Origin of the sequence: Streptomyces sp. NBC_00203 (genome assembly GCF_045206325.1) — a bacterium.
GTDB classification, from domain to species: Bacteria; Actinomycetota; Actinomycetes; order Streptomycetales; family Streptomycetaceae; genus Streptomyces; species Streptomyces lutosisoli.
In genome coordinates this window covers 3,190,166-3,215,685 of sequence record NZ_CP108126.1, presented here as the reverse complement: position 1 = coordinate 3,215,685, position 25,520 = coordinate 3,190,166, and the positions used below count along the sequence as shown (strand labels likewise).

The 25,520-nt window shown below is 70.0% G+C and carries 23 protein-coding genes and 1 pseudogene; 8 read left to right on the top strand and 16 right to left on the bottom strand.

Translation table 11 applies throughout. The annotated features are described in order from the left end of the window. Positions 1–50: 50 nt before the first annotated feature. Positions 51–695, bottom strand: coding sequence for an HNH endonuclease family protein (locus OG975_RS14620; RefSeq protein ID WP_406329576.1), 645 nt, complete (start codon positions 693–695; stop codon positions 51–53). A 432-nt stretch (positions 696–1,127) separates the two neighbouring features. Between OG975_RS14620 and OG975_RS14615 the strand changes: the two genes are divergently transcribed. Both OG975_RS14615 and OG975_RS14610 read left to right on the top strand, forming a co-directional pair. Beyond that, a complete protein-coding gene (locus tag OG975_RS14615; RefSeq protein WP_406329574.1) occupies positions 1,128–1,709 on the top strand; it encodes a TMEM165/GDT1 family protein in 582 nt (193 codons plus the stop codon). A 349-nt stretch (positions 1,710–2,058) separates the two neighbouring features. Beyond that, on the top strand, positions 2,059–2,727 hold the full coding sequence (locus OG975_RS14610; RefSeq protein WP_406329573.1) for an HAD-IA family hydrolase: 669 nt from the start codon (positions 2,059–2,061) through the stop codon (positions 2,725–2,727). Between the two features lie 467 nt (positions 2,728–3,194). On the opposite strand, the gene OG975_RS14605 is transcribed toward OG975_RS14610, so the two are convergent. Beyond that, on the bottom strand, positions 3,195–4,154 hold the full coding sequence (locus tag OG975_RS14605) for a peptidoglycan-binding protein (protein WP_406329571.1): 960 nt from the start codon (positions 4,152–4,154) through the stop codon (positions 3,195–3,197). Positions 4,155–4,340: 186 nt separating this feature from the next. Here OG975_RS14605 and OG975_RS14600 point away from each other — a divergent pair, with 186 nt between their 5' ends. Beyond that, on the top strand, positions 4,341–6,452 hold the full coding sequence (locus tag OG975_RS14600) for a DHA2 family efflux MFS transporter permease subunit (RefSeq protein WP_406329570.1): 2,112 nt from the start codon (positions 4,341–4,343) through the stop codon (positions 6,450–6,452). 17 nt (positions 6,453–6,469) lie between these two features. Here OG975_RS14600 and OG975_RS14595 read toward each other — a convergent pair whose 3' ends face one another. Together OG975_RS14595 and OG975_RS14590 are read right to left on the bottom strand one after the other, a co-directional pair. Further along, positions 6,470–6,985, bottom strand: coding sequence for a GNAT family N-acetyltransferase (locus OG975_RS14595; protein ID WP_406329569.1), 516 nt, complete (start codon positions 6,983–6,985; stop codon positions 6,470–6,472). Positions 6,986–7,058: 73 nt separating this feature from the next. Continuing rightward, positions 7,059–7,463 (bottom strand): DUF1992 domain-containing protein, encoded by a 405-nt coding sequence (locus OG975_RS14590; RefSeq protein ID WP_406329568.1) that lies wholly within the window; start codon positions 7,461–7,463, stop codon positions 7,059–7,061. A gap of 120 nt (positions 7,464–7,583) precedes the next feature. On the opposite strand from OG975_RS14590, the gene OG975_RS14585 reads away from it, so the two are divergent. Further along, the gene (locus OG975_RS14585; RefSeq protein WP_369258497.1) at positions 7,584–7,982 is read left to right on the top strand and encodes a hypothetical protein; all 399 of its coding nucleotides are present in this window, start codon (positions 7,584–7,586) and stop codon (positions 7,980–7,982) included. Positions 7,983–8,014: 32 nt separating this feature from the next. Here OG975_RS14585 and OG975_RS14580 read toward each other — a convergent pair whose 3' ends face one another. Continuing rightward, positions 8,015–8,686, bottom strand: coding sequence for an O-methyltransferase (locus OG975_RS14580; protein WP_406329567.1), 672 nt, complete (start codon positions 8,684–8,686; stop codon positions 8,015–8,017). Positions 8,687–8,793: 107 nt separating this feature from the next. After that, a complete protein-coding gene (locus OG975_RS14575; RefSeq protein WP_406329566.1) occupies positions 8,794–9,939 on the bottom strand; it encodes a DUF2330 domain-containing protein in 1,146 nt (381 codons plus the stop codon). 339 nt (positions 9,940–10,278) lie between these two features. Here OG975_RS14575 and OG975_RS14570 point away from each other — a divergent pair, with 339 nt between their 5' ends. Further along, the gene (locus OG975_RS14570; protein ID WP_406329565.1) at positions 10,279–12,339 is read left to right on the top strand and encodes a bifunctional glycosyltransferase 87/phosphatase PAP2 family protein; all 2,061 of its coding nucleotides are present in this window, start codon (positions 10,279–10,281) and stop codon (positions 12,337–12,339) included. Here OG975_RS14570 and OG975_RS14565 read toward each other — a convergent pair. Together OG975_RS14565 and OG975_RS14560 are read right to left on the bottom strand one after the other, a co-directional pair. Continuing rightward, on the bottom strand, positions 12,293–13,954 hold the full coding sequence (locus tag OG975_RS14565) for a hypothetical protein (protein WP_406329564.1): 1,662 nt from the start codon (positions 13,952–13,954) through the stop codon (positions 12,293–12,295). The genes OG975_RS14570 and OG975_RS14565 overlap by 47 nt on opposite strands. A gap of 211 nt (positions 13,955–14,165) precedes the next feature. Further along, a complete protein-coding gene (locus OG975_RS14560) occupies positions 14,166–15,410 on the bottom strand; it encodes a cytochrome P450 (protein ID WP_406329563.1) in 1,245 nt (414 codons plus the stop codon). A 286-nt stretch (positions 15,411–15,696) separates the two neighbouring features. On the opposite strand from OG975_RS14560, the gene OG975_RS14555 reads away from it, so the two are divergent. After that, the gene (locus OG975_RS14555; RefSeq protein WP_406329562.1) at positions 15,697–16,866 is read left to right on the top strand and encodes a steroid 3-ketoacyl-CoA thiolase; all 1,170 of its coding nucleotides are present in this window, start codon (positions 15,697–15,699) and stop codon (positions 16,864–16,866) included. On the opposite strand, the gene OG975_RS14550 is transcribed toward OG975_RS14555, so the two are convergent. After that, on the bottom strand, positions 16,854–17,144 hold the full coding sequence (locus OG975_RS14550) for a DUF397 domain-containing protein (protein ID WP_406329561.1): 291 nt from the start codon (positions 17,142–17,144) through the stop codon (positions 16,854–16,856). The genes OG975_RS14555 and OG975_RS14550 overlap by 13 nt on opposite strands. Further along, positions 17,104–17,952 carry a helix-turn-helix domain-containing protein gene (locus OG975_RS14545; protein ID WP_406329560.1) on the bottom strand — a complete coding sequence of 283 codons (849 nt, stop codon included), beginning with the start codon at positions 17,950–17,952 and terminating at the stop codon, positions 17,104–17,106. The genes OG975_RS14550 and OG975_RS14545 overlap by 41 nt, the downstream gene beginning before the upstream one ends. Before the next feature lie 92 nt (positions 17,953–18,044). Here OG975_RS14545 and OG975_RS14540 point away from each other — a divergent pair, with 92 nt between their 5' ends. Further along, complete coding sequence (locus tag OG975_RS14540; RefSeq protein ID WP_406329559.1) at positions 18,045–18,464, top strand: ATP-binding protein; 420 nt, start codon at positions 18,045–18,047, stop codon at positions 18,462–18,464. A gap of 23 nt (positions 18,465–18,487) precedes the next feature. Here the strand turns inward: OG975_RS14540 and OG975_RS14535 are convergent. From OG975_RS14535 to OG975_RS14515, 5 genes and pseudogenes are all read right to left on the bottom strand, one after another. Then, positions 18,488–19,357 (bottom strand): annotated as a pseudogene (locus OG975_RS14535) (helix-turn-helix domain-containing protein); the annotation flags it as partial. A gap of 300 nt (positions 19,358–19,657) precedes the next feature. Continuing rightward, on the bottom strand, positions 19,658–20,188 hold the full coding sequence (locus OG975_RS14530; protein WP_406329558.1) for a peptidoglycan-binding protein: 531 nt from the start codon (positions 20,186–20,188) through the stop codon (positions 19,658–19,660). A gap of 203 nt (positions 20,189–20,391) precedes the next feature. Then, positions 20,392–21,882, bottom strand: a complete 1,491-nt coding sequence (locus OG975_RS14525) for an ATP-binding protein (protein WP_406329556.1) — start codon at positions 21,880–21,882, stop codon at positions 20,392–20,394. A gap of 174 nt (positions 21,883–22,056) precedes the next feature. Beyond that, positions 22,057–22,476 carry a transglycosylase SLT domain-containing protein gene (locus tag OG975_RS14520; RefSeq protein ID WP_406329555.1) on the bottom strand — a complete coding sequence of 140 codons (420 nt, stop codon included), beginning with the start codon at positions 22,474–22,476 and terminating at the stop codon, positions 22,057–22,059. A 412-nt stretch (positions 22,477–22,888) separates the two neighbouring features. Continuing rightward, entirely contained in the window at positions 22,889–23,581 is a 693-nt protein-coding gene (locus tag OG975_RS14515; protein ID WP_406329554.1) for a YoaK family protein, read from the bottom strand. 103 nt (positions 23,582–23,684) lie between these two features. Here OG975_RS14515 and OG975_RS14510 point away from each other — a divergent pair, with 103 nt between their 5' ends. Further along, positions 23,685–24,944 carry an alpha/beta hydrolase family protein gene (locus tag OG975_RS14510; protein WP_406329553.1) on the top strand — a complete coding sequence of 420 codons (1,260 nt, stop codon included), beginning with the start codon at positions 23,685–23,687 and terminating at the stop codon, positions 24,942–24,944. A 96-nt stretch (positions 24,945–25,040) separates the two neighbouring features. Here the strand turns inward: OG975_RS14510 and OG975_RS14505 are convergent, their stop codons facing one another. Beyond that, on the bottom strand, positions 25,041–25,460 hold the full coding sequence (locus OG975_RS14505; protein ID WP_406329552.1) for a transglycosylase SLT domain-containing protein: 420 nt from the start codon (positions 25,458–25,460) through the stop codon (positions 25,041–25,043). Positions 25,461–25,520: the final 60 nt, after the last annotated feature.

Below are 25,520 nucleotides of genomic sequence, written 5' to 3'. Positions count from 1 at the left end.
CGGATGGGCTGCCGCCGGTCGGTGACAGCCGCGGGGCAGTGACCTGCGGGTCAGCAGCCGCTGAGGACCGAGCTCAGCTTGCTCTTCTCCGCGGAGTCGACCGAGAGGTCGTAGTAGTACTTCACCTGGACCCAGGCGCGGACGTACGTGCAGGCGTACGAGGTGAGCGGGGGCATCCACTCGGCCGGGTCCTGGTCGCTCTTGGACTGGTTCACGTTGTCCGTGACGGCGATGAGCTGCGGGCGGGTCACGTCGTTGGCGAACGCCTGGCGCTGGGCGGTGGTCCAGGCGCTCGCGCCGGAGTCCCAGGCCTCGGCCAGCGGCACGAGGTGGTCGATGTCCAGGTCGGACGCGGCGGTCCAGGTGGCGCCGTCGTAGACCGAGTACCAGCTGCCGCTGGTGGCCGTGCAGGCGGAGTTGGTGACGACGTTCGTACCGTCGCGCTTGAGGACGTACTCGCGGGTGTTGCAGGTGCCGCTGATGGTGATCCAGGTCGGGAAGAGATCGCGGTCGTAGCCGGTGCGGCTCTCCGTCGCGACGTCGAGGGACGCGAGGTAGGTGCGGGCGGTGGCGGCGCTGACCGGGGTGGGCAGTGCGGCGGAGGCGGTCGGGCCGTTGAAAACTCCGGCCATGGCTATCAGGCCCGTGAAGGCGGCGAGTATGCTCAGCCGTCGACGCGCGTAGACCTTTGGCATGCGAACTCCCTTGGGGTGTGGGGGCGTTGGAGTGCGAGCGAGGGAATGCTTGCGGCGTCGTGTTGCCGGAAGGTGTGCGTTCGGTAAGAAGTTAGTGACGCGTTCATGACATGACAAGGTTGATGACGGGACTTTCGGCCCTGTGGGGTTGGTTGAGCGGTCACGTAGTATGGACGGCGCAGAAGGGGAGTAGCTCTTCGCCGGACCGTCGACATACTGCTCAGCTCGTCTGAGCCGGCGCCCGGAGGCAAGCCTCGTTCGAGGGGCCGGCCAGCGAGACCTTCGGCAAGCAGTGCACCGCCCGTGCCGTCATTCGGCGTGGGTGCTCCTGCCCGTACCTCCAGGTACGGGCGCCGCTGTGCGCTGCCGTGCCGAGGTGTCGCAGCGCAGTTACCGCACTCTCGGTGGGGCAGCCCGACCGATTGAGGAATTTTGATCAGCTTCAGCGTGATGGCGCTCGTCTTCGGCGTCGTCTTCCTTGCCGAGCTGCCGGACAAGACCGCGCTCGCCGGCCTCGTCCTCGGCACGCGCTACCGCGCCTCGTACGTCTTCGCCGGTGTCGCCGCCGCCTTCGCCCTCCATGTCGCGCTCGCCGTCGCGGCGGGCAGTGTCCTGACCCTGCTGCCGCAGCAGATCGTGCATGCGCTGACCGGTGTCCTGTTCCTCGGTGGCGCCGCGGTGCTGCTGATGAAGAAGGGGGAGGACGAGGAGGAGATCCGCAAGCCCCAGAACCAGAGCTTCTGGAAGGTCTCGGGGGCGGGCTTCATGCTCATCCTGGTCGCCGAGTTCGGCGACCTCACCCAGATCATGACGGCCAACCTCGCGGCGCGCTACGACGATCCGCTCTCCGTCGGCCTCGGGGCGGTGCTTGCGCTCTGGGCGGTGGCTGGGCTGGGCATTGTGGGGGGTCGGGCTCTGATGAAGAGGGTGCCGTTGGAGTTGATCACGAAGGTGGCGGCGGTGCTGATGCTGGGGCTGGGGGTTTGGAGTCTGTACGAGGCTGTGGCGGGCTGAGGTTGGGTGGTGCGGTCCCTGGCTGGGCGGGCGGTTCGTCCGTTGGGGGTCGGGGCCGGGTGCGGGTGCGTCGCCGTGCCGGCTGGGGGTGGGTGGGGCCCCCGTGTGTTGCCGGCTGTGAGTTCGTTTTGGTGTCCGTGTGGTGTCGGGGTGGTGGACCTGGGGTGTTGTGGCGGTGGCTCTGTGTGGTCGGGGTCGTTGAAGGCCAGGTCAGACGTGGTGGCGCTGTGGGGGGTTCGTTTTGTATCGTGGGGGAACAAAGTGGCTCCCGCCCGCACTCCCTGACCGGCGGGCGGGGCCGCCTTGTCCCGGGGGCCACGCCTTGGCCCCCTTTCCCGCGTCTTGGAGCATGCCGATGACGGCCACCACCGTTCTGACCGCCCGCGCCCTCCTGCTCGACATGGACGGCACCCTCGTCAACTCGGACGCCGTCGTCGAGCGCTGCTGGCGGCGCTGGGCCGACCGGAACGGGCTGGACGGGGGCGAGGTCATGAAGGTCGTGCACGGCAGGCAGGGATACGCCTCGATGGCGGTGCTGCTGCCGCACCGGCCCATGGAGCAGAACCACGCGGACAATGCGCGGATGCTTGCCGAGGAGACCGCCGACATGGATGGCGTGGTCGCGATTCCGGGTGCCTCGGAGTTTCTGGCGTCCCTCGTCGGGGTGCCGCACGCGTTGGTGACCTCGGCGGATGTGGCTCTGTCCAGTGCGCGGATGGCTGCCGCCGGGCTTGAGCTGCCTGACGTGCGGGTGACCGCTGAGTCCGTGGGTGCGAGCAAGCCGGATCCTGAGGGGTTTCTCAAGGGGGCCGCCGAGTTGGGTGTTGCGCCTGAGGAGTGTGTGGTCTTCGAGGACTCCGGGGCGGGGATCGCGGCGGGGAAGGCTGCGGGGATGAAGGTTGTCGGGGTTGGGCCTCGGGCGGGGTTCCATCGGCCGGATGTTCTTGTGCGGGACCTTACGCAGGTGCGGGTCGAGTTCGGCGGGGACGGCACGATTCGGCTGCGCATCGACGGCTGAGTGCGGTTTTCGCCCCCGCCGCCCCTACCCGTCCCATCCTCCAGGGGCTCTGCCCCTTCGACCCCGTTCGGTTGTGTGTCGGGTGCGGGTGGGTGGGGGCTGGGCGCGCAGTTCCCCGCGCCCCTGACGGCTCGGGGCTGCGCCCCATCGCCCCCGGGGCGGGAGGGGGATAGCGGGGCGAAGCCCCGCTCTTTAGGGGCGCGGGGAACTGCGCGACCAGCCCCCACCGGCCCGCAGCCGAACTCTCTTCAGGGGCGCGGGGAACTGCGCAATCTTTTTGGGCCCCACGGACCCGCACCCGGCAGCGTACGGAAGGGGCCGTGCCGGTACGTCCAAAGCCCGTCGCATACGTGGTTATGGGCAAGTTCATGCTGTGGCAGCAAGCAGTAATGCCCACCGGCGACGGGCTGGACGTACCGGCGCGGCCCCGACCCACAACGCCGCCGAACCGAACCGCACCCCACCAGTCACGGCTCCGTCGTCTCCGCCTCCAGGCTCGCGCGCGTAGCCGTGCCGTACACCCCCTGCTCGTCGCCCGTGATGCCCCGCGCCCACTGGTAGCGGCTGACGGCGTCCTCGACCTGGTTGTCGAACCTGCCGTTGTCGTCGCCGGTGTAGAGCGCCAACTGGGTCAGGCGCTGCTGGAGTTCGGTGACCTCGGGGCCCTTGTCGCCGCGTCGCAGGGTCTGTACGCGGCGTTCGTCGGAACCGTCGCGGGTGGCTGTCGCGGAGCTGGTCGGGCTCGCGCTTGTCGTCGTAGGCGTCGGGGTGGCCGACCGGGACGGTGACGCGGACGTGCTCGACTCGGATGCCGACGGCGATGCGCTCGCGCTGTGCGAGGGGGCCGGGGCCACCGGCACCGGTGCCGTGGTCTTCGTGCTGGGCGACGTCGGCGACACCGAGGGTGCCTTGGACGACGCGTCCGGCACGCTTGCCCGTACGTCCTCCGGCAGTGCACCGTCGCGTGCCGGCGTGTCGTACGAGAACAGCCCGCTCGCGAGGCCCGCCGCGGCCACGACGGTCACGACGGCTCCGGCGACGGCCAGGACGGCGGTGCGCCCCCGGCGCCGAGGCCGTTCGGCCGGGAGGGCCGTCGAGCGGGGCTCTGGGGGCTGTTCAGGGAACAGGTGTACGTCGGCGGCCTGTGGCGCGGACGGCAGTGCTGACGGCAGCGCGGTCAGGCGCATGGTGGCCGCGGACGCGTCGTCGGCGGGTCTCGCCCCCTCCGGCGCCGTGGGCACCTCCGCCCCCAGCTCCACGTAAGGCCGGATCCGCAGTGGGTCGAAGTCCTCCGCCGCGGCGGCCTCCGCCGTGCGGGCGTCGCGCAAGGCGTCGGACGCCCGTTGTGTGCAGGCGCAGGACGGGGTGCCGTCCGGTGCGCGAGGTGCCGCGCACTCGGGGCAGACATGCCCGTTCGGTTCAGTCACGCGTGGGTCCCTCCCCCCTGGAGAACTCCCGAGGTTATCCGCAAGTCCCTCACGCAATCTCCCCGGAGTCCCGGAATATCGCCCTCCGCAGGGCTTCGGAGGGCTCCGTACGGCTCAACAGGCCATAACCGGCCACAGCCGCCAGGATGGAGGGTGACCGAGACCTCGGGGGCTCAAGGAGGCCGTATGACCGGGGACGCGCACGGCCTGGACGCGGACCGCGCGGACGGGCCGGCCGGGGTGAACAAGTCGGCCGAGCGGCGTCGCGCCGCGGCCGCCGTCGACGCCCGGGACACCACGCACGGCAGCGTCTTCGTCTCGATCGGCGCACTGCTGCTCGGCATGCTGCTCGCCGCCCTAGACCAGACGATCGTGTCGACCGCGCTGCCGACCATCGTCAGCGACCTCGGCGGGCTGGAGCACCTGTCCTGGGTGGTCACCGCGTATCTGCTCGCGTCGACCGCGGCGACCCCGCTGTGGGGCAAACTCGGCGACCAGTACGGCCGGAAGAAGCTGTTCCAGACCGCCATCGTGATCTTCCTGATCGGGTCCGCGCTGTGCGGCATGTCGCAGAACATGGGCGAGCTGATCGGCTTCCGGGCGCTGCAAGGGCTCGGCGGCGGCGGGCTCATGGTGCTGTCGATGGCGATCGTCGGTGACATCGTTCCGCCGAGAGAGCGCGGGAAGTACCAAGGGCTGTTCGGCGCCGTGTTCGGGGCGACCAGCGTGCTCGGGCCGTTGCTCGGCGGGCTCTTCACCGAGCATCTGAGCTGGCGCTGGGTGTTCTACATCAACCTGCCCGTCGGCGTGGTCGCGCTCGTCGTGATCGCGGCGGTCCTGCACATCCCCAAGAAGTCGGCCCACCACGTCATCGACTACCTCGGCACCTTCCTCATCGCCGCCGTCGCGACCTGCCTGGTCCTGGTCGCCTCGCTCGGCGGCACCACCTGGGACTGGGGATCGGCCCAGATCATCGGGCTCGCGGTCCTCGGCGTGGTACTGGCCGTGGCGTTCGTCGCCGTGGAGCAGCGGGCCGCCGAACCCGTCCTCCCGCTCAAACTTTTCCGCATCCGCACCTTCACGCTCTCCGCCGTCATCAGCTTCATCGTCGGCTTCGCGATGTTCGGCGCGATGACGTATCTGCCGACCTTCCTCCAGGTCGTCCAGGGTGTGTCGCCCACCATGTCCGGCGTGCACATGCTGCCGATGGTGTTCGGTCTGCTGATCTCCTCCACGGTCTCCGGACAGATCGTCAGCCGAACCGGCCGCTGGAAGGTTTTCCCCATCGCGGGCACGGCGGTCACGGCCATCGGACTGCTGCTGCTCCACCAGCTCGACGAGAACAGCAGTACCGGCGAGATGAGCTCGTACTTCTTCGTCTTCGGTCTGGGCCTCGGCCTGGTCATGCAGGTGCTGGTCCTGATCGTGCAGAACGCGGTGTCGTACGAGGATCTGGGCGTCGCCACCTCGGGTGCGACCTTCTTCCGCTCCATCGGCGCCTCGTTCGGCGTCGCCATCTTCGGCACGGTCTTCGCGAGCCGCCTCGGCGACAAGCTGACGGTCGCGCTCAGCGGGCAGCAGCTTCCCGCGGGCATCAGCCCGGACAGCTTGAAGGCCGATCCGAAGGGCATCGCCGAGCTGCCGTCCTCGCTGCGGGAGCCCGTCCTGCACGCGTACGCGTCGGCCATCACGGATGTGTTCCTGTACGCCGCCCCGGTCGCCGTCGTCGGTTTCGTCCTGGCGTGGTTCCTGCGCGAGGACAAGCTGCGCGGGTCGGTCACGGCGCCGGACGTCACGGAGACGCTCGCCAGCAATCCCGTGGAGCGGTCGTCGTACGACGAGGTGTGCCGGGCACTGTCCCTGCTCGGCACCCGGGAGGGGAAGCGCGAGATCTACGAGACGATCACCGCGCGGGCCGGCTACGACCTGCTGCCCGCCGCGAGCTGGCTGCTGCTGCGGATCAAGAAGTACGGGTGGGCCGAGCCCGCGGAGCTCGCCGAGCGCAGTGCCGTACCGCTGCACGTCATCCTCGCCGCCGCCCGGCAGCTCGAGGAGCGCCGGCTCGCCCTCCGCGAGGGACTCGACCTGGTCCTGACCGACGAGGGCCGCGAGGCCGCCGGCAGACTCGCCATGGCCCGTGAGGAGTCCCTGGCCGAGCTGCTCGGCGACTGGTGGGGTCCGGACCGCCCGACCGACCTGACCCAGCTGGTCGAGGAGCTGAACAACGAGATGTGCGGCTCCGACGCGGAACGCCCGCACGACGGGACGGTGCCCCGGCCGCAGACGAATCCCGCGTGAGGTGTCAGGTGTGAGGATCAGCCGGTCAGGGCTTTCCTGAACCAGTGCTCGGCGTACATGCCGTCGTTGTGCGCCTCGGTCTCGGCGTACCCGTGCCGGGCGTACAGCGCGCGGGCCTCCACGAGGTCGCTGCGGGTGTCCAGGATCAGTCGCTCCGCGCCCATGCCGCGCGCCGCCTCCTCGGCCGCCGCGAGCAGCACGGGGCCGCCGCCCTTGCCGCGCAGCTCCTCGCGGACGAAGACACGGCACAGCTCGCCCGTCGTGGCGTCCAGCATCCGCACGCCCGCCGTGCCCCCGGGCTCGCCGTCGTACCGCGCGACCAGCAGCACCCCGGCGGGCGCCGTGAAGTCGGCCCCCGTCTGCGCGGCGACCTCGCGCTCCAGCTCGTCGGGGTCCGTCCTGCGCCCCTCGTGCAGCAGATACCAGCGGTCGCTGACCTCCGTGTAGTACGCCCGCCACAGCGCGGCGGCCACGGGGGAGTCGAAGGGTTCGGGGGCGACGGTCCAGGAAGCCGTCGTGGGGGTGCGGGTCATGACGGTCATTGTCGGGAGGTGTCGTATCCGCCCCGCAAGCGAATTAGGGCCCTCCAGTGGCCCTGGGGGGTGCTTACCCCTCCCGCCGCTCCCGCCACTCCCGCACGATCTTCTCCACGTCGTAGGGCTTGAGGCCCAGCGGAGGCCCGGGCGGGGGCTTGAACATCATTTCGCGGATCTTGGCGTTGATGTCCTCGACGATGCGGCGCACGGCCGGCTCCGAGGGGGCCGTGGCGGCCGCCGCGAGGGCGTCCTCCGCTTCCTTGCGCAGGGCGAGGGTGGGCGGCAGGACGGACAGGCCCTCGCGGGCCATCTTCTGCTTGATCCACCACAGTTCGTCGTACGACGTGTCGGTGATGTGCGGCAGCGGCTTGCCCGCGCCGGGGAGTTCCGCGAACTCGCCGCGCGCCTGCGCCTCGCGGATCTGTCGGTCGATCCAGGACTCGAAGCTGACACCGGGTGGCTTTCGCTCGGTCATGAGTCCATTGTGCCGGAGGTCGCACGGAGGAGCTATCGGTCGAATTATCATGCGGCGGCGGTGCGCCAACCACGCCCCGCTCAAGGACAATTGGACCAGGACGACCTAGAAGGAGCACGCGTGCTCGAACTCACCATGGCCTCGGTGTCCGGGGCGGACGCGGGTGCGACGGCCGGGATGCTGATGGCCGACGCGCCGAGCGACCCCGGTGCCATGCTCCGGGTGGGCCGGGACCGGGCCGTGTGCCGTCTCGCGACCCCCGACGACTGGCTGTTCGTGTCCCGGGTGCACCTGGAGTTCCTGTGCGGCCCGGACGGCTCCTGGCAGGTCACGTGGCTGCGCGGCTCGCATCCCGAGCCCTCCGCCGAGGTGCGGCTGACGCTGGCCGGCCAGCCGCCCCAGACCTTTCCGTACGGCGGGACGGCCAAGCTTCCCGCGGGCAGTTCCGGAGAACTCGTCATACAGGACCGCACCGGCCCGCGCACCGTCAACGTGGGCTTCTATCACGAAGCCCCCTAAGCCCCTAAGCCCCAGCCCCTGGCCCCGACGTGTTATGCCAGCACGCGTGCCAGCGCGAAGCCGTCGTAGCCCTTGCTGCCCACCGTCTGGATCGCCGTACCGCTCAACTTCGGGTGGGCGGCGATCAGTTCGAGCGCGGCCCGGGTGCCCTGGACGTCCCCGGCGGTGCTGTCCGCGTCGGTGACCCGGCCTTCCCGTGCGACGTTGTCGAGGACGATCAGGCTGCCGGGCCGGGTGAGCTTGAGGGCCCACTCGATGTAGTGCGGGTTGTTCACCTTGTCCGCGTCGATGAAGACGAAGTCGAACGGTTCCGGGTTCTCCTCGGCCAGCTTCGGCAGCGACTCCAGTGCGGGGCCCACCCGCACCTCGGCGATCTTGTCGAGGCCGGCCCGGGCGAGGTTGCCGCGGGCGACCTCGGCGTGTGCGGGGTCGTACTCGAAGGTGATCAGGCGGCCGTCGGCCGGGAGGGCGCGGCCCAGCCAGATCGTGCTGTAGCCGCCGAGCGTGCCGATCTCCAGGATGCGGCGGGCGCCCTGGATCTCGGCGAGGAGCTGGAGCAGCTTGCCCTGGTTCGGGGCGACGTTGATGTGCGGCAGCCCGGCCGCGTCGCTGTCGCGCAGCGCGGCGGCCAGGGTGTCGTCGGCGGGGGCGAGGAGGGAGGTGAAGTAGTCGTCGACGTCGTTCCACAGCTGCGACTCGCTCATGCACCATGCCTTTCGTATGCCTAGTTAGATGCGCTAACTAGTCCCCCGTGAATCTAGTCCCGGGCGCTGGTGATTGTCAGCGGGTTTCCGGGTGTTCACCCTCGGCGTCAGCCGATCGGCGGCGGCGCCTGCACCGGCGGGGGCGGCAGCACCGGGCGGCGCCTGCGGGCCCGTACGCCCATCGTCAGGGTCACGGCCGCCGCCAGCACCACGGCGGTCACCGTCAGCAGCCACGCCGGGATCCCGCCGACCTTCAGCAGCTGGTCCTCGTAGATGACTTGACGGTACGTCGTGTCCGTCGCCGTGCGCCGCAGTACGTGGTCGCCCGAGATGGTCGACGGCTGCGGGAACTCCTGGTCGAGGGCGGTGAGGAAGCCCGTGCCACCGGCCGCGAGCTCGGACAGCGGGCCCGAGGCCGTGGTGACGCGGCCCGCGTACGAGACCACCGGGCTGTTCCCGCCGATCGCCGACGCCGGCTCCATGCGGTGCGCGGCGAGGATGTACAGGCCGAGGGACTGCGGGGTGCTCGCCAGGCGCGAGAGCCGCATCGGATAGACCAGCTTGTCGCTGGCGAAGGTGAGGTGGAGCGGGTCGAGGGTGCCGCCGAGCGGGGTGTCCGTGTCTTCCGGGGCCAGCCGGACCGCCACGTACTCCCAGCCGTCGTCGACGTACGGGCGCAGGGCCTCGTTCAGGCGGTCGGGGAGGGTGAATCCGTTGTCGGCGAGCCACTTGCCGAGGGCGTCGGAGTCGGTGGCGGTGAGGCGGGCGACGTCGAAGGGGCCGAGGCGCTCGCGGCCGACGACGCCCACGGAGGGTGCCGTCCCGGCGGCCCGTGGGGCGGCGTCCCCGCTCGTGTCGTCGTCGGCGAAGGGCCAGTCGCCATTGTCCGGCCAGAAGTAGTGGCGGGTGCGGTACTCGGGCGCGGTCGCCTCGCCGAGCTGCTCGAAGAGCGCGCTGTCGCCCAGCTTCACCGTCGCCCGGTGCGGGACCGGCATGATCCACGCCGCCTTGTGGGCGTCCCCGGAGACCGTCAGGCTCATCACGATCTGCTCCTGGCGGCCGTCCCAGCGGACGGCGGACATCTCGCGGCTCACCGTGACATGCCGATTGCCGTCCGGCACCATCGCGCCGCACCCGCAGGCGTAGGCCGGTGCCACCAGGGAGCCCAACTGGAGCCCCAGCAGCGCCAGTACGACGACCAGCAGCCGCCCTCGTACCGCGTGTGACCAGCCCGTCCGCATCCTGCCGGACATCCCCCGAACCATCCCCCGCACCATTCCTCGCAGCCTTCCGCCGTGCCGTCGGACAGGGTCTCAGACGGCACGGCGGAGGCTACGGTTCCCGGCCCGGGAGTCCGCTTTCGCGGGTCTGTCGGTGATCCATCTGAGGCCTGTGGTGCGAAGTAAGGGGGGAACCGAACCGTTCGCGCACTATCGTCATCCGGACAAAAGGTGGGAGGACGTGAGGTAAAGAGGGGGTTGCCTGCGTCTGTCTCCGGGGGCAGTGCGAGCCTCATAGGGTCGGGACAGCGATCGGGCGCACGGGAAACGTACGGGAACTTCGGGACGAACGCGGCGGGAGGCCGACGGGGCGTGGCGAATGTGGAGCACGGCGGACGAACGGGAAATCCTTTCGGGGCGGGGGCTGTCGACACGGCGAGAGAACGGCTGCGAGCCGTCCGTATCGGGCTGTGGGTGATCGCCGCCATCCTGGCGGTGCGGCAGGTCGCCGTCGTCCTCAGCACCCCCGAGGGGGATCGGCTGACGGACCTGGAGACCTGGGTCGGAACGGACGGCGTCCTGCATGTGAAGGGCTCGCTGTACGACTCGACGCAGTTCACCGGTACTCCCTTCGGCGGACTCGTCCTCAAGCCGCTCACCCGGGCGGCCGAACAGGTCCTCGGCTGGGGCTGGACCTTCGGCACGCTGCTGCTGGTCGTCGCGCTCGGCATGGTCGCCGCGCGCGCCCTGCCGCAGCCCGTGAGCCGGCGTACGTCGCTGCTCGCGGCACCGGTCGCCATAAGCCTGCTGATGCTGTCGCTGCCGGTGCGCAACGCCCTGTACCTCGGCCAGACCAGCATCATCCCCGTGCTGCTCGTCCTGCTCGGCTGCTTCGCCGTGCGCGGGGAGCGCGCCAGCGGTGCCCTGATCGGCCTCGCGGCGGCGCTGCAGCCGACCGTGCTGCTCTTCGCACCGCTGCTCTGGTTCACCGGGCGGCGCCGCGCGGCCGAGTCCACCGGGGTCAGCTTCGCCGCCCTCACCGCGCTCGCCTGGGCCGCGATGCCGCACGACTCCAGCACCTACTGGGTGCACCACCTGGCGGGCGTCGGCCTCGGCAAGGACGCCGACGACCTCGCCAACCAGTCCCTGCACGGCGCGCTGCTGCGGTTCGGCCTCACCGGCCCGCTGGAGATCGGCCTGTTCCTGGCCCTCGGCGCGGCCGTCGCGTACGTCGGCCTGCGCCGCGCCGTGCGCTACGCGCGGGACGGGCAGCTGCTGCTCGCCGTGGCGGTCACCGGCTGTGTCGCCGTCGCCGTCTCGCCCACGACCTGGCAGCACCAACTGCTGTGGGTGCTGCTCGCGATGGTCGGCCGGGTCGGCAAGAAGACCTCTGACCGCTCCATGTGGCCCGTCGCCGTCATCCTCGTCATGACGCTGCCCGCGAAGATGATGCTGCCGAACATGGCGTCGCTCTATCCGCTGCGCGACAACGTGGTGCTGCTGGCCGCGCTCGCCGCCGCCACGATCGTGCCGTTCCTGTCCCGCACCTCCGAGTACTACCAGACGCCCATCCCCACCGACTTCGCCAAGCCGGTGCCGACCCGCTTCAAGCGGGTGCCGCTGCTCCCGTTCCTCGGCCGTGTCCTCAGCCGCCCGAACCTGCTGCTCGAACTGCTCCTGATCCGCGTCGGCTACTCCGCCTACCAGCAGGTCAGGCTCGCGGCGACGGGCGGCACCAACGCGGGCGGCCGGGCCACCGCCGAGCACCACGGCGAGCAGATACTCGCCATCGAGCGGTTCCTGCACATCGACATCGAGCACTGGGCCAACCACGCGGTGGTGAAGGTCGGCTTCCTGCGGGACTTCTTCGACTTCTACTACGAGTCGTTCCACTTCGTCGTCCCGCTCACCGTCCTCGCTGTGCTGTACGTCCGCCGCCCCGGCGACTACCGCTGGGCGCGCTCGGCGCTCGGCTTCGCCACCCTGTTCGCGCTCGTCGGCTTCTGGCTCTTCCCGCTCGCCCCGCCGCGGCTGCTGCCGGGCCTCGGCGTCATCGACACCGTGCACGGCGTGCAGGACTTCTCCAAGCCGGACTACGGCACGCTGACCGCGCTGACGAACCAGTACGCGGCGATGCCCTCGCTGCACTTCGGCTGGTCCCTGTGGTGCGGGCTCGTCATCGCGATCCTGGCGCCCAAGTGGTGGATGAAGGCACTCGGCCTGCTGCACCCGCTCTTCACGGTCTCCGCGATCGTGGCCACCGGCAACCACTGGGTGCTGGACGCGGTGGGCGGCGCCGTGGTCGTGAGCGCGGGCTTCGGCCTGACCCATCTGCTCCAGGGCCCCCGGCCCCGGACGTCGGCGAAACCCGTGCAGGACGGCGCGGTCAGCACGAAAGAGCCCGTCCCGGCGGCGGGTCGTACTCCGAGCTGATCCGGTACGCCCCCGGCTCGGCCACCGTCAGTCGCGTGAACTCACCGGCCTTCTCCAGGCAGCCGCCCTCGGCGCGCAGCCACGGCGAGTACGCGACCCGCACGGTCACCGAGCCGGGCCTCGGCATCCGCACATCGATCTCGGCGCTCGTGGTCCGCACGACGGAGGCGGGCGCCGACACCAGCGGCACCGCCGCGTGCACCCGGAACACCCGCCAGTGCGCGTCGTTCCACACCGGCTCCAGCCACGCAGGCCGGGTCCTCACCAGACGCGCCTCGGCCTCCGCGTAGCCGTCCGGCCTGCCCGACGGCAGGACGACATAGCCGACCGCCCAGCGGTCCAGCCAGGCCCGGTAGGCCGCCTCCGAGAAGGTGCCGTCGTAGAAGATCCGGCCGCGCTCCATGTCCATCTGGCGGTTCCAGCCTCGCGCCAGGTTCACATGCGGGGCGAGCAGGGTGGCCTCGCGGTGGTTGCGGGCCGGGACCACCTCGACCCGGCCGCGGTCGGCGTGGAGCGCCTCAAGGGCTCCGACCACTCCGTGTGTGTCGGCGGCCCAGGCCGGTACGACCGTCGATACCTCAAGGTCGTCGACGGTCTTGTTGCCGACCCAGGCGAGCGAGAACACCAGCGCCACGATCAGCGCGCTGCGCCGCACCCTCCGGAGCCGGGGCGCGCCCAGCAGCACCGCGAGCAACACGGCCGGCGCGAACAGCTCCGCGAACCGCTCGACGTTCGTGCCGACCGGCGAGGGGATCAGATACGTCAGGACGGTCCCGGCCGCGTAGACGGCACCGCTCCACCGGGCCACCCGCCAGCCCCGCGGGGCCAGCACGGCCACGGTCAGCCCGAGCAGCACGGGCGGCCAGATCCGGGCGCACGGCATCAACTGTTCACCGTTGAACGGGAACAGCAGCGTCGTCGCCCCGACCACGACACCCGGCGGCACCATCAGGGCGCAGGCCCGCACCCGGTCCCGTACGGCGAGATACGCGGCGCCCACCACCGCCAGGAACAGGCCGGCCACCGGGCTCGCCATCGTGGCGAGCGTCGCGTACGCCACCGCCAGCAGCACGCGCCGCTCGCGCACCAGCGGTACACAGGCGGCGAGTCCCAGGGCGACGCCGAGCGCGAAGGTCGTCCGCCCCGACGCGACGTCGCACCACAGCGCGAGCGCGGCGAGCAGTGCCGGGCTCACCGGCCGTCGTATGCCCGTGCGCCCGATCAGCACGGCGGCCAGCCAGGTGGCGGCGAGCCCGGAGACCACCGTTACCGCGCGCACCCCGAGCGCGGCCATCAGATACGGCGAGATCAGGCTGTAGTTGGCGGTGTGCATCCCGCCGTACCAGAACAGGTTGTACGCCGATCCGCCGTTCCGCGAAGCGAACCCGGCCCAGGCCTCCTGGGCCGCGAGATCGCCGCCGCCGGTGGCGAGGTACGCCCACCACACTGCGTACAGCGGAAGCGTGGGCAGGGTGGCGAGCAGCGGGAGGCGGTGGCGGTGCCAGAACGTGCGGACGGGGTGGAGACGGCGGAAGCGGCGGAAGCGGCCGTTCCGGGGTTCGGCCGCGGGGTCCTGCCGGACGGGGTGCAGATCGGCCAGTTCGGCGTGGACCACGGCGCGCGTTTCCGTTCGAAGTCTTCGAAGGTGTGGGTTTGCTGTGCCACGAGTGAAGACGGGAAACGGACTGGAAACGTTCATCGGCGGTGAGGAGGTTCGTCACGGGGGAGGCAGGAGCAGGGCGTAGGGGGGATGCCCCTGCCTCCCGCGAGACGGGCCGACGGATACCGGGAGGCCGTCGGCCCGAGTACCTCAACTGGCTGGCAGCTCAACCGGCGTTGACCTGAAGCTCCTTGACGCCGTTCAGCCAGGCGGAGCGCAGGCGGCGCGGGTCGCCGGCGAGGCGGAGGTTCGGCATCGCGTCGGCTATCGCGTTGAAGATGAGGTCGATCTCCAGGGTGGCCAGGGACTTGCCGAGGCAGAAGTGCGGGCCTCCGCCGCCGAAGCCGAGGTGCGGGTTGGGGTCGCGGGTGATGTCGAAGACCTCGGGGCGCTCGAACACCTCGGGGTCGTTGTTGGCGGAGGAGTAGAAGATGCCGACGCGGTCGCCCTTCTTGATCTGCTGCCCGCCCAGTTCGGTGTCCTGGGTCGCGGTGCGCTGGAAGGAGACGACGGGGGTCGCCCAGCGGACGATCTCCTCGGCGGTGGTCTTCGGGCGCTCCCTCTTGTAGAGGTCCCACGCCTCGGGGTGGGTGAGGAAGGCGTGCATGCCGTGCGTGATGGCGTTGCGGGTCGTCTCGTTGCCCGCGACGGCCAGCAGCAGCACGAAGAAGCCGAACTCGTCGGAGGCCAGGTTCCCTTCGTCCTCGGCCGCCACCAGCGTGCTGACGATGTCCTTGGCGGGGCACTGCTTGCGGTCCGCGGCCATGTTCATCGCGTACGAGATGAGCTCGGTGGCCGACTCGGCGCCGATCTCCTCGGTGATCGCGTACTCCGGATCGTCGTACGCCACCATCTTGTTGGACCAGTCGAAGATCTTGGCGCGGTCGTCCTGCGGGACGCCGATGAGCTCGGCGATGGCCTGGAGGGGCAGTTCGCAGGCGACCTGGGTGACGAAGTCGAAGCCGCCGTCCGGGCCCGCGCCCGCGAGCGCGCTCTCGACGATCGAACCGGCGCGGGCGCGCAGGGCGGCCTCCAGGGAACGGATCGCGCGCGGGGTGAAGCCGCGCTGCACGATCTGGCGGACCCGGGTGTGCTCGGGCGGGTCCATGTTGAGCATGATCAGCCGCTGCACTTCTATCTGTTCGCGCTGGATGTGCTCGTTGAAGCGGATGACGGCGGTGTTGAGGAACGAGGAGAAGAGTTCGGGGTGCGTGGAGACGTACTTGACGTCCGCGTGCCGGGTGACGGCCCAGTAGCCGTCGTCCTCGAAGCCGGCGATGCCGGGCTGCTGCGGGATCCAGTGGACGGGTTCGACCCGGCGCAGCTCGGCGAACTCCGGGAGGGGCACGCGGTGGTGCAGCACATCGGGGTCGGTGAAATCGAACCCGTCGGGCAGCGCTGGACAGGGCATCGGCAACTCCCGCCGTCTGACGGTCCATCAGGAATTTGTGTCGTGAAGGTAGTAACGGGTTCTACAAGTAGCAAGGGGCGCGGCGTCTCGAATTGCGTGCGGGATTCGTGCAGATCGCAACTTCGGAGCCTGCAAGACCCTTGCGGTTGTGGACACGCTGTCAGCAGACTGCACTGAGAACTAGAACGCGTACTAGTTCTGCGCGGTGGGTGGGCCGGGACGCCCCGCGCTGCGCGGGTCAGCAGGGCCTGGCCGCAGGACAGGCCTGAGGAGAGGACTAGCCCCCATGGCCGCGGAACCCGTGATCGTCGAAGCCGTACGCACCCCCATCGGCAAGCGCGGCGGCGCGCTCGCCAACCTCCACCCCGCCTACCTCCTGGGCGAGACCTACCGTGAACTCCTCGGCCGCACCGGCATCCACGCCGACTGCGTCGAGCAGATCGTCGGCGGCACGGTGACCCACGCCGGCGAACAGTCCATGAACCCCGCGCGCACGGCCTGGCTGACGATGGGCCTGCCCTACGAGACCGCGGCCACGACCGTCGACTGCCAGTGCGGCTCCTCGCAGCAGGCCTCACACATGGTCGCCAACATGGTCGCGGCGGGCGTCATCGACGTCGGCATCAGCTGCGGCATCGAGGCGATGTCCCGGGTGCCGCTGGGCTCGGGGTCCAAGCACGGGCCCGGGAAGCCGTTCCCGGATGAGTGGAACGTTGACCTGCCGAATCAGTTCGAGGCGGCGGAGCGGATCGCCCGCCACCGCGGCCTGACGCGCGAGAACGTCGACTCGCTGGGGCTCATCTCGCAGGAGCGCGCCGCCATCGCCTGGTCCGAGGAGCGGTTCAAGAGGGAGACCTTCGCCGTCCAGGTGCCCACGACGGAGGACGAGCAACGGGCGGGGCAGGGCATGTGGCGGCTCGTCGACCGCGATGAGGGGCTCCGCGACACGACCATGGAGGGTCTGGCGAGGCTGAAGCCGGTGATGCCGACCGCCATCCACACAGCGGGCAACTCGTCACAGATCTCTGACGGTGCGTCGGCCATCCTGTGGGCGTCCAAGCGGATGGCACGCGCCCTGAAGCTCCGGCCGCGCGCCCGGATCGTCGCCCAGGCACTGGTCGGCGCCGACCCGCACTTCCACCTGGACGGGCCGATCGACGCGACGCGGGCTGTTCTGGGCAAGGCCGGGATGTCCCTGAAGGACATCGACCTCGTGGAGATCAACGAGGCGTTCGCTTCAGTGGTGTTGAGCTGGGCGCAGGTCTTCGAGCAGGACCTGGAGAAGGTGAACGTGAATGGCGGTGCGATCGCGCTCGGGCACCCGGTGGGGGCGACGGGGGCGCGGCTGATCACGACCGCCCTGCATGAACTGGAGCGCCGGGACAAGGAGTTCGCGCTGATCACGATGTGTGCGGGGGGCGGGTTGGCCACCGGCACGATCATTCAGCGGTTGTAGTCGCCTGTAGTCGTCCAGTTGACGAAGGTGGTGAACGCGGCGGGGTCCAGGGTGAGGGTGGGCCCCGCCGGGTTTTTGGAGTCTCGGATGGCGATGGTGGTGGTGCAGGGGGCTTCGGCGATCTCGACGCATTCGCCGCCCTGGTCGCTGCTGTACGTCGACTTGCGCCAGGCCAGGTCGGTGCCGAGCGGTGCGCACTCGACGCAGTCGCCGCCCTGGTCGCCGCTGTAGCTGGACTTACGCCACTGGATCCCCGTCGGAATCGCGGTGTTCGCCATAGCGTTCCTCCATTACGCGCCGGATCAGCTCCGCCGAGTCCTTGAGGGAGAGCGCGGCGGCCTGAAGATGATCGTAACGGAGCGAACAGTCCTTGACGGTGTCCGGGTTGGCGGTCGGATGCCCGCTGCCGTAGCCCTCGGTGTAGACGATGTCCGGGTCGCTCGCGAAGCGATAGAGGTTGAATGAGCCTTGGAGCCCCGCGTGAGCTCCGGCCGAGAACGGCAGCACCTGGATGTTGATCCGGGGATTGCTCTCGAACGACAACAGGTGGGCCAGTTGCCCCCGCATGGTCTCCGGGCCGCCGATCTCCTGGTACAGGGCGGCCTCGCTGATGACCGCCCACAGGACCGGCGGCACCTCCTTCTCGAAGATGCGCTGACGGGCCAGCCGCACGGCGGTGCGGTCGTCGAGGTTCGTCTGGTCCAGCGCGCCGAGCACGGCACGCACATACGCCTCGGTCTGGAGGAGACCGTGGACCATGTGCAGCTGGAAGGTGCAGATCTCGGTGGCCCGCGCCTCCAACTCCGCGACCTGTTGGAACCAGGCCGGAAGTTGACTACGCATCACCAGGTCGACGAGTCGCGACAACAACCCACCGGTCCCCAGCGCGACATCCACCCGCTCGCTGAACTCCGGCGTAGGCAGCTTCCTGGCCGTCTCGATCTGCCCGACCAGCGAACCCGTGTAGTTGACGATGTCGCCGAGCTGTTTCTGCGTCAGCCCGGCGGCTTCCCGGTACCGGCGCAGTTCGAACCCGTAGTAGTCGAGCGGTGAGGCTCCCGGGTCGAGGACGTTGATGTGGGTCACGTACGGCCCCTTCTCGCGCAACTCGGCCCACTGCGGGACCTGTTGTATCTGAACCGTAGCCCAGAGTAGTCGCGCGAGGTCAGCCTCGTACCGTGAACGAATACTTTCCCCCCACCCTCCTGGGCCCCCGCCTCGCCCAGTACGCCATGCGCCTCACCGTCGGTGAGCACTCGGCGCGGCACATTCGCCGTATCGTCCGGTCGCTGCTGGACGAGTGGGAGTTGGCGCCGCTGACCGACGCCGTGGAGCTCGGCGTCACCGAGCTGGTCGCCAATGTCGTACGGCATGTGCCGGACCGGCGTTGTGAGTTGCTGGTGCTGCGGCTGGAGGCGGGGGTGCGGGTGGAGGTGTCTGACGGATGTGCTCAACAGCCGTTCGTGCGAGGTGGGTTGACGGAAGACGCCGAGAACGGCCGGGGGCTCGTCCTGCTGGAGGCGATGGCTGACAAATGGGGAGTGGAGTCCAGGGGCAGGAGTGGCAAGGTGGTGTGGTTCGAGTGCGGGACGGCGTGAAGGCGTGCGGCGGCGCGGTACTCGCTCGGTGTCATCCCGGTCGCGCCACGGAACGCGCGGGTGAAGTCGGCGGCGCGGGGATAGCCCCAGCGGGCGCCGATCCGGTGGATGGCCAGAGCGCCGAGTGTGGGGTCGGCGAGGTCGCGGCGGCAGCGGTCCAGGCGCTGTTCCCGGATGAAGGCGGTCACTGTGGTCCCCTGCTGCTGGAAGAGCCGTTGCAGGGAGCGCGGGGAGAGCTGGTGGGCGGCGGCTATGAGACCCGGGCTCAGTTCCGGTGACGGGAGGTGGGTGTGGATGAAGGACACGACGCGCAGGAACATCGTGGTTTCGCGGGCCTCCGCGGGTGCCTCCGTCTCCCGGCCGAGGCACTGTCCGACCAGGGTGGTCACGATGTCGAGGGCGGTGGTGCCCAGCCGGGCCAGGTCCTGTGCCGTGCAGTCGTGGTGATTCTTCGCCAGTTCCGTCATGAGGACGGCGACCAGTCGGCCTACCCCGCTCCGGCCGGAGATCGGCGTGGCCAGGACCGAGGCGACCCGGTCGACGGGCTGGGGGAGCAGCGTCCTGGGGAACCGCAGGATCACAGAGCGTGACCTGCCGGGGTGTCCGGCCGCCGTGGCGTCGGAGGGGCGGGAGCTGTCGTACAGCACCAGGTCGCCCGGGGTGATCGATGCTTCGTTCCTCGCCTGGTCGAGCCTTTGGCGTCCGCCGCGTACCAGGATCAGCTGGTACATCTCAGGGTCGGACTGCCGTATCAGCCGCGGCGTCCGCCGGCCTCGCAGGGTTGTGTACGAGACCTCGGACAACTGCGCGGCGCCCAGCGGGAGTGTGCGCAGCCGGGCGCCGAACGGTGCATCCGGTAGGTCGAATCTCGTGGTCACCAGTGAGAGGTTCATGACGTCGCTCCACGCATCGACCCGCGCGGCCGTCGGTATGTCCGTGCTGTCGTACACCGTGATCAAGGCTGCCCCCCGTGTGGGCGCCGTGACTTCTCCAACGATCGCGCGGACGCCCCAAGTCCCCCATGAGACCGGCCTGTTCCGGCCGTCGCGGAGCCCGATTTTGCTCCGTGGCGTAGAGCAGCACAAGGGATCTCATGGTCTTCTCAGAACCGCCCGCGACGTGACCGCCGCAGACACCATGAGGCCCGTCCGGCTTACCGGACGGGCGCCGGTGGTGGATCGGACGTCAAGCGGTCAGCTGGTGCAGGTCTCGTAGTCGTAGCCGGCGAGGCGCTTGCTGCCACCGGCGTCGTAGAAGGCGTAGCGGCCGTCGCTGTCGCGCGACACGGAGATGACGTGGCTTGTGCCGACGTACGAGTCGACCACACCGTCGCTGTCGAGGTCGTCCAGCCAGTTGCCGGCTTCCGTCCAGGTGTTCTGGCCGGCCGAACCGTCCGCCGTCAGGCCCCAGTCGGACTGCCAATTCTTGGTCGCGGCAGCAGTGCCCGAACCGAAGATGCCATCGATGCCGGATGAGGCGAGCTTGCCGTCGGCCCAGAGGATCTTCTGCCACAGGCAGGTGGCGTTGGACGTCGTGTTCGAGCCGGTCGACACGATGCCCTCGTCGTTCCAGTCGTCGGTGTAGGTCGACGCGCCGTAGACGTAGGCCCGACCGCTGTAGGTGCCGCTCGCGGCGGCCGGCGTGGTGCTCAGCACCAGGGTGGCCACGGCCAGTGCGCCGACGGTGCAGGCGCCGAGCCTGACCTGCTTCATACGTGAACCCATGATTGCTCCCTTGGACGTGCGAGTATGCCGTCCCGGCCTGTTGATCATGGCCTGACCTGGGGTGACAAGCCCTCGGCGGGGACGTGGGGGAACACTCGCACTCGTGCCGCGGTCGAGTCGTTCTCTCGGAGCGACAGACCGTTGTCGCTGAGCGCCACTGGGGCTGTGGACCGTGGGAACCGGGCGGGCGGGGGGGCGGAAGTTCACCCCCCGCCGTACAGGCGTCGCAGATCGACGAGAACCACCTCACCGCGCTCGGCGGCCGCGTGCAGTTCCGGGCTGAAGCCGACGCCGCTGTAGCAGGCGGGGCGGGCATGGCTTGTGTCGATGCCTCGGGCGGCGAGGAGCCCCAGGATGTGGCGGAGGCGGTCGAGGTGGCGTACGTCCATGATCTTGTTCCACTTGGCTTCGCCGATCGACAGCAGGATGCCGTGGTCCTGGCCGACCGCTCCGCGCACGACGACTTCGACTTCATGGGAGGTGCGCGCGGCGGTATCGACGACGGCTCCCGAGGCGACCTCGATGGGCAGGCCGCCGAAGGTGTCGGGTTCCGCATGCCGGGAGACCCACTCGCGGCACAGGTGCTCGAAGTGGGGGCCGACCACTTTGCTGAGGAACGTGTCCCGGGATGTGGCCCAGGCTGCCGCCGGGTTGCGCCGCTGTGTCAGCAGGGACTGGTTCGGGCGTACGACCGCGTGGTGGAACGTGATCAGGGGTTCGGCGATGCGGTACGCGCTGCGGTTGCCGCGGAAGGCGTCCGGCTCCACGGTCAGCAGACCGCACCGCTTGAGCACGGTCAGTGGCTGGGAGGTGTCGGTGGCCTTGCGGCCGACGGCGCTTGCGATGCCGCCGCTGGTGTGGTTGCCGGCTGCGACTGCCGCCAGGAGGGAGTGGTAGAGCGCGCGGTCGCGTACGTCTGGTTCGGCGGCGAGGAGGAACTCGGCCTCGCCTTGTAGAGGGCGGGCGGGATTGAGGACCGTGCGGCACACCCAGTCGTCGAAGTCGTCGAGTCCCGCCGGTACGTCGTCGCCCACGAACTCCCGCCGGTAGGCCGGGGTGCCGCCGACCACGGCGTGCGTGAGGACGGCGAGCCGTGGGTCGTCGATGTTCCAGAACGAGGCCGCCTCCCGGTATCCCAGGGAGTGAACGACGAGGTCGAGTCCGGCGCGGCCGTACAGCGGCGAGGTACCGGACAGCAGTCCCCCCATGAACGACATCGCGCTGCCGCACAGCAGAAGGCGCGGATGGCGACGCAGATGACGGCCGCCGCGGACGCCCAAGGTGGCCTGGAGCCGGGAGGGAAGCGATGCGTCGCCCCGGACCAGATACGGAAACTCGTCGATGACGATCGTGACGGGGCGCTGCGCGGCCAGGTCGAAGAGGAGCTCCATGGCTTCACTCCAGTCCCGGGGGCGCGGCGGCACGGGCGCGTCGGTGAAGCGTCCGATCGCCTCGCCGATCAGCCTCAGGGACTCGGCGGCGGTTGCCTCGACGGCAGTGAAGTAGAAGCCGCCTGTCGCCTTGGTCAGCGCTTCGAGCAGGAAGCTCTTCCCTCGGCGGCGGCGTCCGGACACGACTCCGAGGCGTGGACCTGGCTCCTCGTCGGAGACGAAGGCGGTCAGCTCGTTCCACTCCCAGTCCCGGTCGAAGATCTGGGGTGGCTTGGGGATGTGGCGGTGGGACGGTCGCGCCATGGGGCGACCTCGTTTTTAGTGGCGTGCATCTAAGAAGTGCATCCCTAAGAACGAAAGCGCACCTGTGGGGACACGGGTGCCGGGCACGGCGAAGGCGGCGGCCCCGGGGTTGGGGGGCCGCCGCCTTGGCGTGAGCGGGGTGGTGCTCGGTGAGCGGGGTGGTGCTCAGGCTGGTCAGTACCAGCCGTTGGCCTGCCAGAAGTTCCAGGCGCCGGTCGGGCTGCCGTAGCGGGAGTTCATGTAGTCCAGGCCCCACTTGATCTGGGTCTTGGGGTTGGTCTTCCAGTCGGCGCCGGCGGAGGCCATCTTCGAGCCGGGCAGGGCCTGGACCAGGCCGTAGGCGCCGGAGGAGGCGTTGGTGGCGCTGATGTTCCAGCCGCTCTCGTGCTCGACGATGTTGCTGAAGGCGTTGAACTGCGCGGCGTCCGGGATCATCTGGTGCGCGATCGACTGGGCGGAGGAGGCCGTGCTGGTGGTGGCGGCCTGGGCGGGAGCCGCGGTCAGCACCATGCCGGTGGCGGCAGCGGCCACGGCGGCGGTAGCGAGGGCCTTCTTCGGGGAGGCGACGGCGCGGCGGATGAAAGAGACGGACACGGAGAACCTTTTTCTTCGGGGACAAGGCGGTCGCGGTAAGCCGGATCCACGTGGTGCTTGGGTGGGGCATACGTTGGCGCCGCGGCCCGGGTGGGCTCGTGGCGCCTGGCGACTGCTCCAGAGAAACACCGCTGGGGGTCTGTCCGCAATCACCCCTTTTACTAGTGGTGGTCGCATCCGTGAAGAAAGTCCCGTGTGTGATCTGGCTCTCAAACCGCAGGTCAGGGGCCCGATTGATGCGTACATGGCGTCCGTTATGTCCTACTAGCCTGCCTCGTATGTGACCTAGGTCCTGTGGGGTGCTTCACCCCGCGACTGACGCACGGTGCGCGACCGTCCACGCGGAGCTATCGGGGTGTGTGACGCCCATCGCTCACGGCGTGCGCTGAGTAGTTGTCGTCCGGTCTCTTGGTCACTCCCGCCCCGACGTCACCACCGCCAGCACCCCCGCCATCACCGCCGCGATCAGCAGCGGAATGCCCAGCCCATGGTGGATCACCAGCCACGCCCCGAGCAGGGCGCCCGCGAGCATCGCGAACACGGAGGCCGTGCGGCGGGGAGAACGGGGGTGGGAGCCGCTGCCAGCGAGGCGTGAGTCGGCGGCGAGGCCGGTCAAGGTCATCGTCAGGACCGTGGTCGTCAGGTCGGTGACGCCGAGCTTGCGGACGGTGGCGTTGCGGAGGCCCATCGCGAAGGCCGTCAACGCGATGAGTGTGTACGTCGTTGCGGTGGCGCCCGGCGCCGTGAAGGCGACGGCCGCCGAGATGCCCACGAGGAGCGCCTCCGTCGCGAGGGTGACGCGTGCCCAGGTCCGGCGGGAGCCGGCGCCCAGGTGCAGCGCCACGCGGCCCCCGGCCACCGCGCCCAGCAGGAAGCAGCACAGGGAGGTCAGGGTGTGGGGGACCGAGAAGCCTGGTGCGCCGGCGGCGGCGAAGCCCAGGACGACCACGTTGCCGGTCATGTTCGCGGTGAAGACATGGCCGAGGCCCAGATAACTCACCGCGTCGATCAGGCCGCTGACCACGGTCAGCCCCAACAGCACGGCCACCAGGCGCAGTCCGCGCGCTTCGGGGTCGTACGGCGGCTTCTCCGTCTCGGTGGTCATGGGGCCTCCGGTCAGCGGGATGGGCGGGGTGGACCCAAGTCCACCATGGGCCCGGGGGACTCTCGGATGTCCGGGTGAGGTGGGCATCCGTAGCGTCGCAGACATGAGAGATGAGACGCGCAAAGCACATGAAACACGGACCAGTTGGCGTGCGCGGCGGGGACTCGCCGGAGCGGCGGCGCTGCTGCTCGCCGGACTGGCGGGACTCGCGGTGGCGCCGGTCGCCTCCGCCGGGGAGCGGGCGCGGACACAGACCCTCCGTGGTGAGCTGGTCTCCGTCACCCCCGTGGCCGACCACGACGCCGGGCAGGTCAAGGCGTTCCTCGCTGAGCGGGACATGGCCACGGACGTCGTACGGTACGGCGTGCGGTCGTACCGGCTGACCTACCGGACCGTCGACCCGTACGGGAAGCCGACCACCGCCAGTGGTCTGCTCACCCTCCCCACCGGGGGCAAGCACCGGCTCGACCTCGTCTCCGACACGCACGGCACCATGGTCAACCGCGATTACGCGCCCTCGGCCGAGGAAGACTTCGGTCGGATTCCGTCGTACATGAACGCCTCCGCCGGTCGTGCCGTGGCCGCGCCCGACTACCTGGGCCTCGGCAAGGGCCCCGGCACCCACCCGTACATGGACACCCACTCCTCCGTGACCGCCTCGGTCGACATGCTGCGCGCGGCGCGGACGGCCGCCGGGCGGTTGGGCAGGCCGCTCACCGGTGATGTGTACGCGACCGGGTTCTCGCAGGGCGGGCAGGTCGCGATGGCGCTCGGGCGGGCGCTGGAAGGCGGGGCGGACCGGCACTTCCGGCTGAAGGCGGTGGCGCCGGTCAGTGGGCCGTACGACCTGGAGCGTCAGGAGGTCCCGGCGCTCTTCGACGGCCGCGTCAACGACGCGAGCGGTGTCCTCTACATCTCTTACTGGCTGGTCGCGCAGAGCAGGCTGCACCCCATCTATAAGGATCCGGCCGAGGCCTTCCGTGCCCCGTACGCGAGCCGGGTCGAGGGGCTGTACGACGGGACGCACGTAGAGGAGGACATCCTCGCGGCGCTGCCGTCGACCCTGAAGGAGCTGCTCACCCCCTCCTTCTACGAGCGGCTGCGCCATCCCGGCGGCGGTCTGCTGGACGCCATGCGTGCGGCCGATCACACCTGCGACTGGAAGCCCGATGCGCCGGTGCGGCTGTACGCGGGGGCCGCCGACACCGACGTACCGATCGGGAACGCGCGCAGCTGTGCGCGGCAGCTGGATGGGGAGGGGGCGCCGGTGACCGTGGTCAATCAGGGGGACGTGGACCACTTTGGGTCGTTCCAGGTGTCGGCGCCGCAGGTGGTGCGGTGGTTCGACGCCGTCAGCCGATAGGGGCGGCGGGCACGGCGAAGGCGGCGGCCCCGGGGATCAGGGGCCGCCGCCTTCGCGGAAGCTGTGGAGCACGCGTTCGTGCGTGCTGTGGGCCGGTCAGTACCAGCCGTTGGCCTGCCAGAAGTTCCAGGCGCCGGTCGGGCTGCCGTAGCGGGAGTTCATGTAGTCCAGGCCCCACTTGATCTGGGTCTTGGGGTTGGTCTTCCAGTCGGCGCCGGCGGAGGCCATCTTCGAGCCGGGCAGGGCCTGGACCAGGCCGTAGGCGCCGGAGGAGGCGTTGGTGGCGCTGATGTTCCAGCCGCTCTCGTGCTCGACGATGTTGCTGAAGGCGTTGTACTGCGCGGCGTCCGGGATCATCTGGTGCGCGATCGACTGGGCGGAGGAGGCCGTGCTGGTGGTGGCGGCCTGGGCGGGGGCCGCGGTCAGCACCATGCCGGTGGTGGCGGCGGCCACGGCGGCGGTAGCGAGGGCCTTCTTCGGGGAGGCGATGGCGCGGCTGATGAAAGAGACGGACACGGAGAACCTGTTTCTTCGGGGACAAGGAGTCGTATGTGTGCCGGATCCACGTGGTGCTTG

Coding starts and splice junctions, on each gene's coding strand:
- OG975_RS14515 (WP_406329554.1), bottom strand. CDS start 23,581: ATGACCACCGAGACGGAGAAGCCGCCGTACGACCCCGAAGCGCGCGGA.
- OG975_RS14580 (WP_406329567.1), bottom strand. CDS start 8,686: ATGAGCGAGTCGCAGCTGTGGAACGACGTCGACGACTACTTCACCTCC.
- OG975_RS14550 (WP_406329561.1), bottom strand. CDS start 17,144: ATGGCGAACACCGCGATTCCGACGGGGATCCAGTGGCGTAAGTCCAGC.
- OG975_RS14595 (WP_406329569.1), bottom strand. CDS start 6,985: ATGACCCGCACCCCCACGACGGCTTCCTGGACCGTCGCCCCCGAACCC.
- OG975_RS14530 (WP_406329558.1), bottom strand. CDS start 20,188: ATGGGTTCACGTATGAAGCAGGTCAGGCTCGGCGCCTGCACCGTCGGC.
- OG975_RS14510 (WP_406329553.1), top strand. CDS start 23,685: ATGAGAGATGAGACGCGCAAAGCACATGAAACACGGACCAGTTGGCGT.
- OG975_RS14600 (WP_406329570.1), top strand. CDS start 4,341: ATGACCGGGGACGCGCACGGCCTGGACGCGGACCGCGCGGACGGGCCG.
- OG975_RS14590 (WP_406329568.1), bottom strand. CDS start 7,463: ATGACCGAGCGAAAGCCACCCGGTGTCAGCTTCGAGTCCTGGATCGAC.
- OG975_RS14575 (WP_406329566.1), bottom strand. CDS start 9,939: ATGTCCGGCAGGATGCGGACGGGCTGGTCACACGCGGTACGAGGGCGG.
- OG975_RS14610 (WP_406329573.1), top strand. CDS start 2,059: ATGCCGATGACGGCCACCACCGTTCTGACCGCCCGCGCCCTCCTGCTC.
- OG975_RS14620 (WP_406329576.1), bottom strand. CDS start 695: ATGCCAAAGGTCTACGCGCGTCGACGGCTGAGCATACTCGCCGCCTTC.
- OG975_RS14560 (WP_406329563.1), bottom strand. CDS start 15,410: ATGCCCTGTCCAGCGCTGCCCGACGGGTTCGATTTCACCGACCCCGAT.
- OG975_RS14555 (WP_406329562.1), top strand. CDS start 15,697: ATGGCCGCGGAACCCGTGATCGTCGAAGCCGTACGCACCCCCATCGGC.
- OG975_RS14525 (WP_406329556.1), bottom strand. CDS start 21,882: ATGGCGCGACCGTCCCACCGCCACATCCCCAAGCCACCCCAGATCTTC.